Origin of the sequence: Vreelandella massiliensis (genome assembly GCF_900155385.1) — a bacterium.
GTDB classification, from domain to species: domain Bacteria; phylum Pseudomonadota; class Gammaproteobacteria; order Pseudomonadales; family Halomonadaceae; genus Vreelandella; species Vreelandella massiliensis.
On the sequence record NZ_LT699745.1, the window covers coordinates 1451930 to 1466980 of the forward strand.

The 15051-nt window shown below is 61.1% G+C and carries 14 protein-coding genes and 1 riboswitch; of the genes, 13 read left to right on the forward strand and 1 reads right to left on the reverse strand.

The features are described 5' to 3' along the window. Positions 1-16 precede the first annotated feature (16 nt). Positions 17-239: riboswitch (cobalamin riboswitch) on the forward strand. Between the two features lie 137 nt (positions 240-376). The 13 genes from BQ9846_RS11510 (at position 377) to BQ9846_RS11570 (ending at position 14640) form a co-directional block, all read left to right on the forward strand. Continuing rightward, a complete protein-coding gene (locus tag BQ9846_RS11510) occupies positions 377-2200 on the forward strand; it encodes a TonB-dependent receptor domain-containing protein (RefSeq protein ID WP_075881101.1) in 1824 nt (607 codons plus the stop codon). Between the two features lie 16 nt (positions 2201-2216). Then, positions 2217-6674 (forward strand): cobaltochelatase subunit CobN, encoded by a 4458-nt coding sequence (locus BQ9846_RS11515; RefSeq protein WP_144049417.1) that lies wholly within the window; start codon positions 2217-2219, stop codon positions 6672-6674. After that, positions 6671-7132, forward strand: coding sequence for a MotA/TolQ/ExbB proton channel family protein (locus BQ9846_RS11520; protein ID WP_210433187.1), 462 nt, complete (start codon positions 6671-6673; stop codon positions 7130-7132). Before BQ9846_RS11515 ends, BQ9846_RS11520 begins: the two co-directional genes overlap by 4 nt. Next, positions 7129-7425, forward strand: coding sequence for a DUF2149 domain-containing protein (locus BQ9846_RS11525; RefSeq protein WP_075881103.1), 297 nt, complete (start codon positions 7129-7131; stop codon positions 7423-7425). The genes BQ9846_RS11520 and BQ9846_RS11525 overlap by 4 nt, the downstream gene beginning before the upstream one ends. Before the next feature lie 47 nt (positions 7426-7472). Further along, positions 7473-8345, forward strand: coding sequence for a cobalamin-binding protein (locus BQ9846_RS11530; protein WP_144049448.1), 873 nt, complete (start codon positions 7473-7475; stop codon positions 8343-8345). A gap of 85 nt (positions 8346-8430) precedes the next feature. Beyond that, on the forward strand, positions 8431-9345 hold the full coding sequence (locus tag BQ9846_RS11535; RefSeq protein ID WP_075881743.1) for a FecCD family ABC transporter permease: 915 nt from the start codon (positions 8431-8433) through the stop codon (positions 9343-9345). Further along, positions 9345-10115 carry an ABC transporter ATP-binding protein gene (locus tag BQ9846_RS11540; RefSeq protein WP_075881104.1) on the forward strand — a complete coding sequence of 257 codons (771 nt, stop codon included), beginning with the start codon at positions 9345-9347 and terminating at the stop codon, positions 10113-10115. The genes BQ9846_RS11535 and BQ9846_RS11540 overlap by 1 nt, the downstream gene beginning before the upstream one ends. 15 nt (positions 10116-10130) lie before the next feature. Further along, positions 10131-11438: a cobyrinic acid a,c-diamide synthase CobB gene (locus tag BQ9846_RS11545; RefSeq protein ID WP_075881105.1), complete on the forward strand. Its 1308-nt coding sequence runs from the start codon at positions 10131-10133 to the stop codon at positions 11436-11438. A 93-nt stretch (positions 11439-11531) separates the two neighbouring features. Continuing rightward, positions 11532-11972: a YtoQ family protein gene (locus tag BQ9846_RS11550; protein WP_075881106.1), complete on the forward strand. Its 441-nt coding sequence runs from the start codon at positions 11532-11534 to the stop codon at positions 11970-11972. Between the two features lie 23 nt (positions 11973-11995). Continuing rightward, positions 11996-12607, forward strand: coding sequence for a cob(I)yrinic acid a,c-diamide adenosyltransferase (cobO, locus tag BQ9846_RS11555; protein WP_075881107.1), 612 nt, complete (start codon positions 11996-11998; stop codon positions 12605-12607). Next, the gene (locus BQ9846_RS11560; protein ID WP_075881108.1) at positions 12604-13044 is read left to right on the forward strand and encodes a Replicative DNA helicase; all 441 of its coding nucleotides are present in this window, start codon (positions 12604-12606) and stop codon (positions 13042-13044) included. The genes cobO and BQ9846_RS11560 overlap by 4 nt, the downstream gene beginning before the upstream one ends. Beyond that, a complete protein-coding gene (locus BQ9846_RS11565; protein ID WP_422821885.1) occupies positions 13034-13126 on the forward strand; it encodes a DUF1456 family protein in 93 nt (30 codons plus the stop codon). The genes BQ9846_RS11560 and BQ9846_RS11565 overlap by 11 nt, the downstream gene beginning before the upstream one ends. Before the next feature lie 53 nt (positions 13127-13179). After that, positions 13180-14640, forward strand: coding sequence for a cobyric acid synthase (locus tag BQ9846_RS11570; RefSeq protein ID WP_075881109.1), 1461 nt, complete (start codon positions 13180-13182; stop codon positions 14638-14640). Between the two features lie 22 nt (positions 14641-14662). Here BQ9846_RS11570 and BQ9846_RS11575 read toward each other — a convergent pair whose 3' ends face one another. After that, positions 14663-14944, reverse strand: a complete 282-nt coding sequence (locus BQ9846_RS11575) for a DUF503 domain-containing protein (RefSeq protein WP_075881110.1) — start codon at positions 14942-14944, stop codon at positions 14663-14665. Between the last annotated feature and the right edge of the window lie 107 nt (positions 14945-15051).

The window sequence follows — 15051 nt, forward strand, 5'->3', positions numbered from 1 at the left end:
TCTTTGCCAACTTGCTAGTTTACGCGCTCTCTCAGGTGCTGGCGGCAAGTTGCCGTCAGTGAAACGGGAAGTCGGTGCATCCATTCCGACGCTGCCCCCGCAACGGTGATCGAGACAAGAACGGCTCTTATGCCACTGTGCTTTAGCACGGGAAGGCAGCCGTTCGGGAAGCCTGGTTTTTCTATTGAACTATGCTTTCGCTCGTCAGCCCGGAGACCGGCCCGAGAGTTCAATGCCGGGTTGCGGTGGGCGACGTTGAGGCAGGGCAGACGTCGCCGTTTCATTTTTATCGTTCTCCCTCTTCCTCGATCCCTTGCCGTCCTGGTGACCGCAAAAGAACTGCCGTACGGGTGCGTACGGTGAGCAAGGGATCCCCATGAAAACGCAAATCAACACCGCTTGTGGCCTGGCAGCCTTCAGCCTGGCAGCACTCCCTCTGGCCGTTCAGGCTCAGAGCGATAGCACACCGAATTCCAGTTCCGTCGATCTCAACCCGGTCGTGGTCACCGCCACCCGGGCGCCGCGCACCGCCGATGAAACGCTGGCTTCCGTCACCGTACTCGATGAAGCGACTCTGCGTCGCCAGGATCCCATCAGTATTCCCGATCTGCTGCGCGGCCGGCCGGGAGTGGATATTCAAACCAATGGCTCCTTCGGCAAGACCAGCAGTGTTTATATACGCGGTACAGGCAGTGATTCCGCTGTTCTGCTGATTGATGGCATTCGCTTGCGTTCGGCCACCACCGGTGGTGCGGCCTGGCAGCACCTTGATCCGCGCATGTTTGAGCGCGCCGAGATCGTCCGTGGCCCTCGCGGTAGCCTCTATGGCGCTGATGCTGTAGGCGGGGTGGTTCAGTTGTTTACCCATGAAGCCGAAGGCGAAGAGCAGCACCCGACAATTTCCGCCGGGGCTGGTTCTTTCGACACCCAGCGTCTCAGTGCCACGCTTTCGGGAAGCGAAGGTGGCACGCGTTACAGCTTTGCCGGTAGCCGCATCGATACTGATGGCACGGCAATTCGCGAAGGGGGCGAAGACAAGGGCTACGACAACACCTCCGGCCTGGCGCGAATGGCGCATACCTTCGATAACGGCGCCGAAGTGGGTGTGTTGGCGCTACGCGCACGGGGAAACACCGAATATGACGGGGGCAACATTGATTTCGTTCAGCAGGTAGCCGGCGTCTACGCCGAACTGCCGGTCACTCAGAACTGGCACAGCCGTTTCACCTTGAGCGAGGCGCGCGACGATAGCGAGAATTTCACCGACACCAGCGTTTCAGCCTTTGAAACCCAAACGCGCACCGCCCGCTGGGAAAACACTCTGCGCATCGCTGACCACGAGTGGGTTGTCGGGGCTGAACATAGCGAAGATGAGGTCAGTGGCACGACGGATTACGCTGAAGACAGTCGCGACAACACCGCCGTTTTCACCCAAGCTCTATTGGATTTTTCACCACTTGCCGTCCAGGCGAGCCTGCGTTTCGATGACAACGAAGCATACGGCGAGGAAGTGACCGGCAGCCTGGCGCTGGGTTACGACCTGGATGATCATCATACCCTGCGGACAAGCTATGGCACCGCCTTCAAGGCGCCCACATTCAATGATCTCTATTTTCCCGGTTTCGGCAATACCGACCTGAACGCCGAAACCTCTGAAACCTTTGAGGTAGGGGTGCGCGGTCAATACGACCGGTTGTTCTGGGACTTGGCGGCCTATCAAACCGATGTGGAAGACTTGATCGCCTTCACCTCTCAGCAAGGTGTGTATGCGGCCTTCAATGTCGATACGGCGCGCATTCGCGGCGCCGAGCTTTCTGCGGGGACCGAGCTGAATGACTGGACCTTACAGGCCGCGCTGACTTATACCGACCCTGAAAACCGTGACACCGGAAACCGTCTCCAGCGTCGTGCCAGTGAAAGCCTGCGCCTGGATATCGACCGTGAACTGGGCGATGTCTCCTTGGGCGGCTCCTGGATTGCACAGAACCATCGTTACGACGATGCCGAAAACCAAGAGCGCCTGGCAGGCTACGGTCTTGTCAACTTGCGTGCCGGATGGCAGTTCGCGCCGCTATGGTCAACTCGTCTGACCGTCGAAAACGTCTTCGATAAAGACTACGCAACCGCCAAGTTCTTCAACGGGGACAATTACCTGAACGCCGGTCGCGCCGCCTTTGTCAGCATCAACTATGGCTTATAAAGGTAGGTGCTCAGTGATGCGCTGCCTGCTTTTTGGGCTTGTGTTGTGGCTATCCCTGCTACCGGTGCTGGCTTCGGCGGGCACGGTGGTCGGGGTGGTCTCGGAGCGCTCGGCGGCGGAACTCGCCGCCGGGGCGCACCGTTTTCTGGACAATTACCCTGAACACGAGGTGCTGCTGAGAACCCCGGAGCAATTGGCAACGCTGGGAGATGGCGAGATTGCCGAGCTGCTTCAGCGCGCCGATGCCTTGCTGCTGGCGGCGGTTTTCGGTGATCAGGTCGGGCGCCTGGGGCGGCTGGTGGAAACCTCGACCTCCGAGCAAGTACCGATACTCGCGATCAACAGCGACCGGCGTTTGACGCGGCTGTCCCGACGCGATGGCGAGCGTGTGCTCGAATCGCTTGATCAGGAAGGCTTGAGTGAACTGGTGGCCGGGCCGGAGCCCGATGAATCGGCCCGTGAGCACTTGGCGGGCAAGCAGCAACGCTTCGTGGCGCAGGCTGACTGGCTTCAGGGTCGGGCCTATTATCAGGGACGTAGCCCTGAACATCTCGATAATCTCATGCGTTGGCTGCTCGCTCAGGCGGGGATTGAGAGTGACATGGAAGTGCCCAAGCCTTCGCCTCGGGAAGCGATTCGTTATTATCGCTATGGCACTGCCAGTACTGAGGTGACGGACCTGCAGCTTGAATCTGGCAGCGCGGTGGCGATCATCGACCTGGACAGCGGCGATCGGCCGGGAGACAGGGCCCTGCTGGATGCCATCTGTGACGCCCTTGAAGAGCTCGAGATTCAGTGCTTTTCGGTGTTGTCGCGCTGGGGCGGCGCTACCCTGGAGGCGTTGGAGCGCCTCCCCGACACTCTCGGCAAAGCAAGTCTTTCCGGTATTCTCAGCCTGCAGGATTTCACCCTCGGCGGTGGCGAAGGTCGGCGAGAGGTGACCCAGACACTTGAAGCCCTGGATGTGCCGGTACTCAAAGGCCTGCGCCTCAGCGATCGTACCGAGGCCCAGTGGCGTCTTTCAAGCGACGGCCTGCCACGCGACTCGGTGCACTACAAACTGGCGATGCCGGAGCTACAAGGAGTGAGCCAACCGTTGGTGTTGGCGGTGGCCACACCCAAGTCACTCGATAAAAGGACTGGCGTCGAGCTGAGATTAACGCGCCCGGTGGACGAGCGCGTCACCGCCATGGCGGATCGGCTGGCTCGCTGGCAACGGCTGCGTGAGTTGGATAACGCCGACAAGAAAGTCGCGCTTGTCTACTATAACCATCCGCCGGGGCGTCAGAACGTGGGCGCCGACAATCTGGACGTGCCGGCATCCCTGTTCGAGATGCTCCATTGGTTGGCGGATGCCGGCTATGACGTAGGCGAATTGCCGGCGAGCCCCGAGGCACTGCACGATCTGATCCAGCAGCGCGGGGTCAATCTGCCTCAGGATCGTAAGGCCATGGAGAGTATGGCGGGGCAGGTGCCCTCGCTAAGCCGCGATGAGTACCTGGGCTATTTCGAGACGCTGCCCGCGCCTATTCAGGGCGAGCTTGAAGACGGCCCACTGGGCTATATGCATGCCCGTCTTGTCGCTGCGGACTCGTTCGGCGAGCCGGCGCTGGTCAGTGACGTGCTCGAGCGCGTGGCCAAGGATATGCGCCACCTGCTTGAAAACCACGACCACCCCGCTCAGACGCGTGCCCTGGATCTGCTGGAACAGTACGTCAGTGGCTGGCAGGAGTGGCTGGCCTACGAAAGCGGCGCTGAGGGCGCGAGCCGCGAAGATAGGCTTGAGGCGCTCGAAACCCTGCGCGATGCCTTGCTTGCCACCGGTATTCCGGGGCTTTCCGGCTGGGGCGAGGCGCCCGGGCGCTCCATGGTGATCGATGAGCGGATGCTTTTCCCGGGGCTGCGTTTCGGCAATGTGTTCATCGGTCCACAGCCTCCGCGCGGCTGGGAGATTGATGAGTCGCTGCTGCACGCCAACACCACCTTCCCGCCAACCCATCAGTACATAGGGTTTTATCACTGGCTGCGTGACCACTTCGAGGCCGATGCGCTGGTCTATCTCGGCCGCCATTCGACCCGGGAGTTCCTGCCACGCCGCCGTGCGGGCCTGACGGGCGATGACTATCCGGATCTTCTGGGCGGCGATCTGCCGTTGATCTACCCCTATATCGTCGACGGCGTAGGGGAAGGCATCCAGGCTAAGCGGCGTGCGCTGGGGGTGATGATCAGCCATTTGACGCCGCCCCTGGCCGCCACCGAACTCTATGATGACCTGCTCGAGCTGCGCCAACTTGTAGAAACCTGGGAGGCTGCGGTATCGCCCGAAAGCCCGACGCGCCGTCGGGCGGTGGCGCTTCTGCGCGAGCGTATTCAGAGCCTCAGTCTTACCGAGGAGTTCGAGCGCGAAATCGCCGGCGATCTGGGCATTGCCGATGAAGAAGTGATCCTCGCCGAGGTGTCGGAAGATCTGCTGGTGCACGAGGCCGGGCACTACGTCACCGACATGCAGGAGAGCTTCATGCCGCTGGGGTTGCATGTGTTCGGGCGGGACTGGAGCGACGAGGCGGTCGACACCATGCTTGCGTCGATGATCGGCGATAGTGATGTCGACAGGGAAAAGCGCGAGCACTGGCGTGCGCTGCTAAGCGAATCCACCGCTGCTGAACGCAACCACTGGCTGGCGGCCCTGGAAGGACGCTTCGTGCCGCCGGGACTAGGTAACGATCCCATCCGTACCCCCGAGGTATTGCCGACAGGGCGCAATTTTCACGCGCTTTCAGGGGATTTGATTCCGACCCGGGTAGCCTGGTCGCTGGGCAGCGAGATGGCGGCGACCGCCCGTGCCCGTGATGCCGGCGAAGGAGAGGGCGACGCTGTAGAAGGCAGCGAAGCCCTGGTGCTCTGGGCCTCGGATACGGTGCGCGACGAAGGCGTGCTGATCGCCTTTGGACTCGACATGTTGGGCGTGCGGCCGCGCTGGAACTCTCGGGGCATCGTCGAGGGTCTCGAGCGCTTGTCGCTGAACGGTAAAACCCAGGGCGAGCGGCGTAAGATGCGCCGCGATGTATTGTTCACCACCTCAGGGCTGTTCCGCGATCTCTACGAGGACCAGCTCGTCTGGCTTGATCTGGCCGTGCGCCTGGCCCTGGACGGTGCCAGCGATACCATCCGTGCCGAGCATCCCCAACTGATCAATGCCCTGGACGCCGCCTTAGCGCCACTGCCCAGCGACATGCGCGACCCAGGTGCCGAGTCATTGGCGAATAACCGTGTCGCGGCGCGTTGGGTGGCCGATACGCGGGAACTGATGGCGGCGGATAGCTCGGAAGCCCGTGCCGGCGAGCAGGCCGCTTTGCGCGTATTCGGTACCGCACCGGGCGGCTACGGCGCCGGGGTCAATCGCCTGGCATCGCGCTCGAGTGCCTGGGAAGACCGCAGTGAACTGGGCAGCGCCTATCGCCGCCGCATGGGACACGCTTATGGCAAGCAGCAAAATGGCGAGCCCTCCCATGCCGCCTTCGATGCCAGTCTGGCGCGGGTCGAGCGTACTTATCTGGGCCGGGCCAGCCACCTCTATGGCCTGCTGGATAACGACGACGGCTTCGACTTCCAGGGTGGACTTTCAACGGCGGTGGAGCAGGTGCGCGGCGACGCGCCCGATAACCGCGTCCTCCAGCATGCCGACCCTAAAAACCCCAGGGTGGAAAGCCTAGAACGAGCCCTGCTGAGCGAGCTGCGCGGGCGCAACCTTAATCCGCAATGGATCAAGCCGCTGATGGATCACGGCTATGCCGGGGCGCGTACCCTGGGCAGCGATTTTCTGGATAACCTCTGGGGCTGGCAGGTGACAAGCCCCGAGGTGGTACGTTCCTGGGTGTGGGACGAGGTCGATGCGGTTTATTTTCAGGATAGCCATGGGTTGGGGCTGGATGAGTTCCTGAGTGAGGAGCACAACGTTCACGTCAAAACGCACATGCAATCCATTGCGCTGCTGGCGGCAAAGCGTGACTTCTGGGAAGCCAGCCAGGAAACCCTCGATCGTTTGACGCGTGAATTCGCCGAAGCGGTCAGCGAACACGGCCTGCCCGGTAGTGGCCATACGCACCCTGACCATCCGCTGCTGCCCTGGGTTGCCGAGCGGCTGGACACTGATCTGCGCGAGACTTTCGAGGCGGTGATCGAGTCAGCGCGAATAGAACGTCCCGAACCCCAGCCGACACCGGCAAGTATTCGGGAAATTCAGCCGCACCAAGCCGCGCCCGAAGCCGATGCCGCTGAGACGGATGGCGCCGAAACGGAGGCCACTGAGACGGATAGCGCCGAAGCTGATACCGAAAACGCGCAAATGTCAGCCGAAGGTGGGGATTCGATACTGCCTTGGTTACTAGGCGCAGTGGCGTTGCTGTTGCTGCTCGGCGGCATTGTTGCCGGACGACGCACGCACCATTCAGCAATAGGAGGGAAGCAGTCATGATGCCGACCCAGACGGGATTGACCACGGCAACGCTTGAGATCATGGGCATGCTGGTCGACTGGCTGCTGACCCCGGTCATGCTGGTATTGCTGGCCCTGGTGGCGCTGTCGATCTGGGAGCTGGGCTTGACTATCGGTGAGCGCAGTGGCGGGATTCGGCGTCTGGTCGAGGCTCGCCAGAGTGAGTTGCTGGCGCGGCGTGCGCGTCGCGCCATCGACCGCGCCGATGTCTTGTCGCGTATCGGCCCCATGCTCGGCCTGATGGGTACCCTGATTCCGCTGGGGCCGGGCTTGGCCGCCCTGGGAAAGGGCCAGCTCGATGTACTGGCGCAGGCGGTGACGGTGGCTTTCAATACCACCGTAATGGGTCTATTGGTGGGCATTCTCGGTTTTCTGTTGGGCCGGCTTCGTCGGCGCTGGTACGACGCCGCCATGTCGCAGCTGGAGGAGAGTCCATGAGCGTTCCCGATTACCGCCGCAGCCGCTTCGATACGATCGATGAAGAACCCATGGGTCCTCTGGCCAACCTGGCCGATATCATGCTGGTATTCGCCGTGGGCCTAATGGTGGCCTTGGCGGCCTCCCAAGGCGCCAAGCCGACAGGCGGTATGGACGTCAACGCCGGGCGTGAGTTGCCCGAAATGCCCGCAGGTGTCGGAGAAACAGGTAGCGGCTACGAGAGCGTGGGCCGGGTTTATCGCGACTCGCAAAGCGGGCGCTTGATCCTGATCGACGATGGGGCGAAACCATGACCAGAATCGGAATACCCCCTGCAAAGACTTTCAATGTACGCTGTTGGATGATGTCGGCGCTGCTGGGTTTATGTGCCTTGCCGGCCTGGGCTAGTGATGGCGAGATATGTGCCGTCGATGACCGCGACCGAGAAGTGTGCCTGGCGGCCCCCGCCAAGCGGATTGCCGCGCTTTCGCCCGGGGCGACGGAGCTTGTCTACGCTGCGGGCGCCGGAGAGCAGGTGGTGGCGGTGGTCTCCTACAGCGATTTCCCCCCGGAAGCGAAAGAGGTACCGTCGGTAGGCAGTCATACGCGCCTGGACCTGGAAGCGCTGGCCACATTGCGCCCGGATCTGGTGATCGGCTGGACTACAGGCAACCCCGCCGAGCAGATGGAAACCATCGAAGCGCTGGGGGTGCCGGTGTTCTATATCGAGCCGCGCGATTTCGAAGGCGTGGCCAGCGCCATCGAACGACTAGCGCAGTTGGCGGATACCCAGCAGGAAGGCATCCGGGCTGCGGAGGATTTTCGTCAGGGAATTGCCGAGCTGGCCGCAACGTTCAAGGACGCCGAGCCGGTGGAAGTGTTCTATCAAGTCTGGGATGAACCCTTGATGACCATCAACGATGAGCACTTTATCGGCAAGGTGCTAACGCTGTGCGGCGGGGGCAATGTGTTCGGCGACCTTTCGCGCTTGGTGCCCCGCATCGACGACGAGGCGGTATTGGCCGCCAACCCCGAGGCGATTCTGGCGGGTGGCATGGGCGAGGAAAACCGCGATTGGCTGACCCATTGGGAGCAGTACTCCAACCTTCAGGCGGTACAGAACGACAATCTCTTTTTCGTGCCGCCTTCGCTGATTCAGCGCCCCACGCCACGTCTGCTCGAAGGCAGCCGGCTGTTCTGCGAAAAACTCGAGGTGGCGCGTGAACGGCGCTGATCTGGCTTATTCCGCTGCCTCTCGGCGCTGGTGGCGTTCGCTAGGATTGCCGCTGGGTATTCTGGCGCTGTTCGCCCTGCTGGCGATGCTGCTTTCGCTTAGTGTGGGCAGTGCTTCGCTTTCGCTCATGGATGTATGGGCGGTGCTGCGCGGCGGCGGTAACGCCCTGGCGCAAACCCTGGTGCTTGAACTGCGGGTGCCGCGTACCTTGGCCGCCTTCACCACCGGGGGGTTGCTGGCGGTGGCGGGGGCATTGATGCAGGTGCTGTTGCGCAATCCCCTGGCCGACCCCTACGTGCTGGGACTTTCCGGCGGCGCTTCGGTAGGGGCCCTGGTCGCCATGCTGGCGGGAATGGGCGGCATGGTCATCTCCGGTTCGGCATTCGCCGGGGCACTCGCCTCGACGCTATTGGTGTTCGGGCTGGCCCATGGCACGGGGAGCTGGACGCCGTCACGCCTGCTGCTCACCGGGGTGGTGGTAGCCGCTGGCTGGGGCGCGGTGATCACCTTGATGCTGGCGATCAGCCCCGCCGAGCGCCTGCCCGGCATGCTCTACTGGTTGATGGGTGACCTTTCCTATGTGCGGTCGCCCTGGCCGCCCATGGTCCTGCTGGCGATCGTCTGCGTACTGGTCATGCCGCTTGGGCGTAGCCTAAACGTGCTGGCCCGCGGCCCCCAGCAGGCAGCCGCCTTGGGAGTCGATGTGCGCCCCTTGGAGTGGGGCATTTACGTGGTGGCAAGCGTATTGACCGCCGCCGCCGTGACCACCGCTGGTAGCATCGGGTTCGTTGGCCTAGTGATACCTCACATGCTGCGTTTGCTGCTGGGCAACGACCAGCGGCTGATCCTGCCCGCCTGCGCCCTGGCGGGGGGTACGCTGCTGGTGCTGGCCGATACGCTGGCGCGCACCATCATTGCCCCCGAACAACTGCCGGTCGGGGTGATTACCGCGCTGCTCGGCGTGCCCACCTTCCTGTTTCTGCTCTACCGGAGCCGCTGATGAGCTCTCTGGCGACGCAAGACCTCATCATCGACGTACCCGGTCGCCCGGGCGGCACAGCGCTTAATCTCACCGTTGAGCCGGGTCAGAGCTGGGGTGTATTAGGCCCCAACGGCGCCGGCAAGACCACGCTCTTGCACACCCTGGCCGGGCTCAAACCGCCCCGTTCGGGGCATGTAAAGCTCGCCGACAAGCCGCTAGCGTTGCTACGTAGACGACAAGTCGCCCGCGAGTTGGGCTTGGTGTTTCAGGACCGCCAGGACGGTTTTCCCGCCACGGTACTGGAAACCACTTTAATAGGGCGTCATCCGTATCTTTCGCCCTGGCAAATGGAGGGTGCCGACGATTACGCCCGCGCTGAATGGGCCCTGGAGCGGCTAGACGTGGCGCATCTGCGCGATCGCCTGGTGAATACGCTCTCCGGTGGCGAGCGACAGCGGGTGGCGATTGCCACGGTGCTGACCCAGTCACCCAGCATCTGGTTGGCCGACGAGCCGACCAATCATCTCGATCTGCATCATCAAAGCGCCGTCATGGCGCTGATGGCCGAGCAGGCGAGAGAAGGGCAGGCAGTGATGATGTGTTTGCACGACCTCAATCTGGCGGCGCGTTGGTGCGATCATATTCTGCTGCTCTATCCCGATGGCAACGCCTGCTGGGGGCCGAAGGATCGCATGCTGGTACCCAGCGCGCTGGAACGTCTCTATCGCCAGCGCCTGGCCGTTGTTGAGGTCGACGGCGCGCCGGTATTTGTGCCCCTACAATCGTAAAGCGAGGTAATCTGCATGTTCCAGGGTAACGCCCATGCCGCCTTAATCAGTGCGCCCGGCTCTGGCCAAGGCAAGTCCATGATCACAGCGGCGTTGGCGCGGCTGCACCGTAATGCCGGTCGCACCGTGCGCATCTTCAAGCACGGTCCGGACTACCTCGACCCCATGGTGCAGGAGATCGCCTCGGGTCAGCCGGTGTATCAGCTGCACCCTTGGATGACGGGCGAAGACGAGTGCCGCTGGCGCTTGGCCAAAGCCGCTCAGGAGGCCGACGTCATTCTGGTCGAGGGCTCGATGGGGCTGTTTGACGGCTCACCGTCCAGCGCCGACCTGGCCATCCTCGCGGATCTCCCCGCCCTACCGGTAATCGACGCCTGGGGCATGGCGCAAACCTTTGGTGCGGTAGCGCAGGGCCTTGCTCAGTATCACCCAGAGCTTGCCATTCATGACGTCATCGCTAATCGCGTGGGCAGCCCGGGCCATGGCAAGCTGCTCGCCGATAGCATGCCCGAAGGCATTAACCTGCTGGGTGCCGTCCCCCGCCATGAAGCAATGAAGATCCCCGACCGCCATCTGGGGCTGGTGCAGGCCAGCGAGCTAAGCGGCCTGGATACCCAGCTGGATGCTGCCGCCGAGGTATTGAAAGAAGCAGGCCTGGATCGCCTGCCCAAGCGCGTTTCGCTTGAGGCGAAGGCGCCAGACCCCGTGCCACAATATCTCGACGGCGTACGGATTGGCATTGCCCGTGACGACGCCTTTGCGTTCATCTACCGCGCCAATCTGGACGTACTGGAAGCAATGGGGGCTGAGCTTCAGTTTTTCTCGCCGCTCAACGATACCGCGCTGCCACATTGCGATGCGCTATGGCTGCCCGGCGGCTACCCTGAGCTGCACGCTGCGCGCTTTAGAGCCAACCAAACGATGCGTGATGCCCTGGCGGCTCATCATCATGCCGGTAAGCCGATTCTGGCCGAGTGCGGTGGGCTGATGAGCTGCGTGGAGCAGCTGGTGGACGGCGAGGGTGTTTCCCACGTCATGACGGGGCTGCTGCCCGGTACCGCCAAGATGGCGGGCAAGTTGACCGCCCTTGGCTTGCAGAGCCTGATGACAAAAAGTGGCGAGCTGCGCGGTCACACCTATCATCACTCGCTCTTAGAAACCTCCATGACGCCGCTGGCCCGTACCCGCAAACTGGCCGGCAGCGAGGCTGAGCCGATCTACCGCGAGGGCGCGCTGGTAGCGAGCTACTTCCACGGCTACTTCCCCTCAGCGCCCAAGCTGGTGGCGGAACTCTTTACCGGCCAGCCGATACAGGTGATGTAACAGCGCGGTAATTTTTTTGGAATCTTTTTCCATAAAGTCTTTGTGAGCTATGATGGGAGCTTCAAATCCCCCTTTCGTTTATCAGGAGCCCTTATGAGCTTTTACGTTTACCTTTCCGGCGAGATTCATACTGACTGGCGCGAAGAAATTCAGCGCGGCGCGGAAGAGGCCGGGCTGGATGTCGTGTTTACCGCGCCGGTGACCGACCATGATGCCTCTGATGCCGCCGGTGACCATCTAGGTAAGCCCGAAGAGGGCTTCTGGCGTGACCACCAGTCATCCAAGGTCAACGCCATTCGTACTCGCACGCTGATTGAGCAGGCGGATTTAGTAGTGGTGCGCTTTGGCGATAAGTACAAGCAGTGGAACGCCGCTTTTGATGCGGGCTACTGCGCGGCACTGACTAAGCCCTACATCACGCTACACAGCGAAGATATCGTTCATCCGTTGAAAGAAGTCGATGCTGGCGCGAACGCTTGGTGCACCACGACCGATCAAGTGGTTGAAACACTGCGTTACGTGCTGAAAGCGTAAGCGCTAACCCTCTAGGAGAACCCATGCGCGAGAATGCCAAGACCCCTGAACGCCATGCCCAGCGCATGGCGGCCAAGCAGAAAGTCATGAACGAGCGCATTGCACGCGCCGATAAAGAGCAGGGCGTGTTGCTGGTGCTCACTGGCCCCGGCAAGGGTAAAAGCAGCTCCGGGTTTGGCATGCTCGCGCGTGCCTTGGGGCACGGCATGAAAGTCGGTGTCGTACAGTTTATCAAGGGCGCGTTCAGCACCGGTGAAGACGCCTTCTTCCGTAACCTGCCCAACGTGGACTACCACGTGATGGGTGAGGGCTACACCTGGGACACCCAGGACCGCGAACGCGACGTCGCCGCTGCTAACGCCGCCTGGGCAGAAGCCAAGCGCATGCTGCAAGACGAAAGCTATCACTTGGTCTTGCTTGATGAACTCAACATCGCCCTGCGCTACGAGTACCTCGACCTTGATCAAGTTCTCGACGACCTGCAAGCCCGCCCCGCCATGCAGCACGCCGTCGTCACCGGCCGCTACGCCCCTGAGCAACTCATCGACCTCGCCGACACCGTTACCGAAATGAAAGTGGTCAAGCACGCCTTTAAAGACCAGGGCATTAAAGCCCAGAAGGGCATAGAGCTATGATCAATACCAAGATATACAAGGCGGTTTACGAACTCGCCGAAAAGCTGATGAAGGCCGCCGCTAAAGACGATCGCGCCGCCTTTGAAACGCTCTACGCCGAGCTGCGAGCAATTTGCACCGAACACGAAGGCACTGCGAAAGACCACCCTGAGCAGTGGGAAACCCTGGCGGATTTTACCGAAGAGCTGGAGGAGGCGCTGCCGATTTACCAAAAGGCGCTCGATAAGGCTATCGCTAAGCAGGCGAAAGACCATATCGCCTCCATTGGCTTTTCTATGGCGACGCTGCAGGTAGAACTCGGCCAAACCGATGACGCGATCAATGGCCTTCAGCATGCCCGGGCCAGCACCGAGCACATCGACGATAATGATCTGAAGGCAGAAATCGATGAACTGCTTGAAAAACTCACCCGCCAGGAATCCCATTTTGACCAATAACGATATTTTTCGCCGCCTCCATTACACCTTCGATTTAAAAGACAACACCATCGTGGATATCTTCGCCTTGGCTGAGATTTGAACTTCAATGCCTTCCGCTGAAGTCACGCTTATGTTCACCCGGGTGAGATACGTATGGCCACATTGATGATCCAGGGCACCACCTCGGATGCAGGGAAAAGCACTGTGGTGGCGGCTTTGTGCCGTGCGCTTGCAAGGCGTGGCATATCGGTGGCGCCGTTCAAACCGCAAAACATGGCACTCAACAGCGCGGTGACCGTGGATGGCGGCGAGATTGGTCGCTCCACAGCGCTTCAAGCGCTGGCGTGTGGGCTTGATCCTCACAGCGATATGAACCCAGTGCTGCTCAAGCCCGAAAGCGACCAAGGTGCACAGGTAATTCTGCGGGGAAAAGTGCACGGCCACATGAAAGCCATGGATTACCACGCCTACAAGATCGAGGCCAGGCGCTCTGTCATGGCCGGCTGGGAAGCGCTTTCAAAGCGTTTCGATGTGATCATTGCCGAGGGCGCGGGTAGTCCCGCCGAGATCAACCTGCGCCAAAACGATATCGCCAACATGGGCTTTGCCGAGAGGGTGGACTGCCCGGTGCTGCTAGTGGGCGATATTGACCGTGGTGGGGTGTTTGCTCAGTTGGTGGGTACCCTTGAACTGCTCTCGGAGTCCGAGCAGGCGCGTACCCAGGGCTTTATTATCAACCGCTTTCGGGGTGATATCGGCCTGCTGGAACCGGGTCTCGACTGGCTCACCCAGCGTACCGGTAAGCCAGTGTTAGGCACCTTGCCTTATCTGCAAGGCCTGCTGCTGGATGCCGAGGACAGTGTGGGGCTCAGTGGCTGCCTAAGTGGAATGCCTAAGCTCAGGGTGGTGATTCCGGCGCTACCGCGTATCAGTAACCACAACGATTTCGATCCGTTGCGCCTGCATCCTGCCGTGGCGCTTACCTTCGTCGGGCCGGACCAATCCATTCCCCCCGCGGATTTAATTATCCTACCGGGCAGCAAAAGTACCCGAGCCGATCTTGAGTGGCTACGCACTCATGGCTGGGAGGCGGTGATTCAACGCCACCTTCGCTACGGCGGGCAGGTGCTGGGTATTTGCGGCGGCTTTCAGATGCTGGGGCGCGCCATCCACGATCCGGACGGGCTAGAGGGAGCTATCGGTTCTACACCCGGTTTGGGGCTGCTGGATTTTGAAACTCGCATGGTGACTGGCAAGCAGCTGCGAAACGTTCAGGGACTTCTACTGCCGGAGGGCGTGCCGGTTAGTGGCTATGAAATTCATAACGGCGTCAGCTCCGGGCCAGCGCTAACGCGGCCTCTGGTCGCTTTTGATAACCGTGAAGACGGCGCGGTCAGCGCCGATGGTCAGATCATTGGCACCTATCTGCACGGCCTGTTTGACCAGGTGGAGGCCTGCGAGGCATTGCTGTATCGCTGCGGACTGGAAGACAGAGGGGGCGCAGTAGATTACGCCGCCCACCGCTTGGCAGAACTGGATCGTTTGGCGGATACGCTAGAGACCCATCTCGACATGGCGTTTATCGAACGCCTGCTGGAATTGAAAGCGTCTTAAAAAGGTGTTTCATCCGCCAAGATTAAAGCCTTTCCCGGGTTACATCGAGGATTCGTCCCTCAACCGTGCGCTGGATTTTGTCCTCAATCTCGCTGCAAAGGGATTCCACCTTTTGTGGCGAGATAGCCATCACCACAAACGTCCATTCGCTGGCGTCGAGTTTGTCATGGTCGGCGCTTTCGCAAACGGCAATAGCGGGGTTGCGCCCAAAACGTTCGTGCAGACCGCCGACCCGCTGGCGTTTCTCCTTAAGTGAACCGCATCCCGGCAGCGACATTTTTAGGGTGAGTACGCTAATGTGCATCGTGTCTCCTTTGGCGAATAAGGGAGGGCGCGATAACCCGTCGCGGCTGGGCCGGAACCCGCTCGACGGGTATGCTAAGCGGCCACCCGTATGGTTGAGTTGGTTAT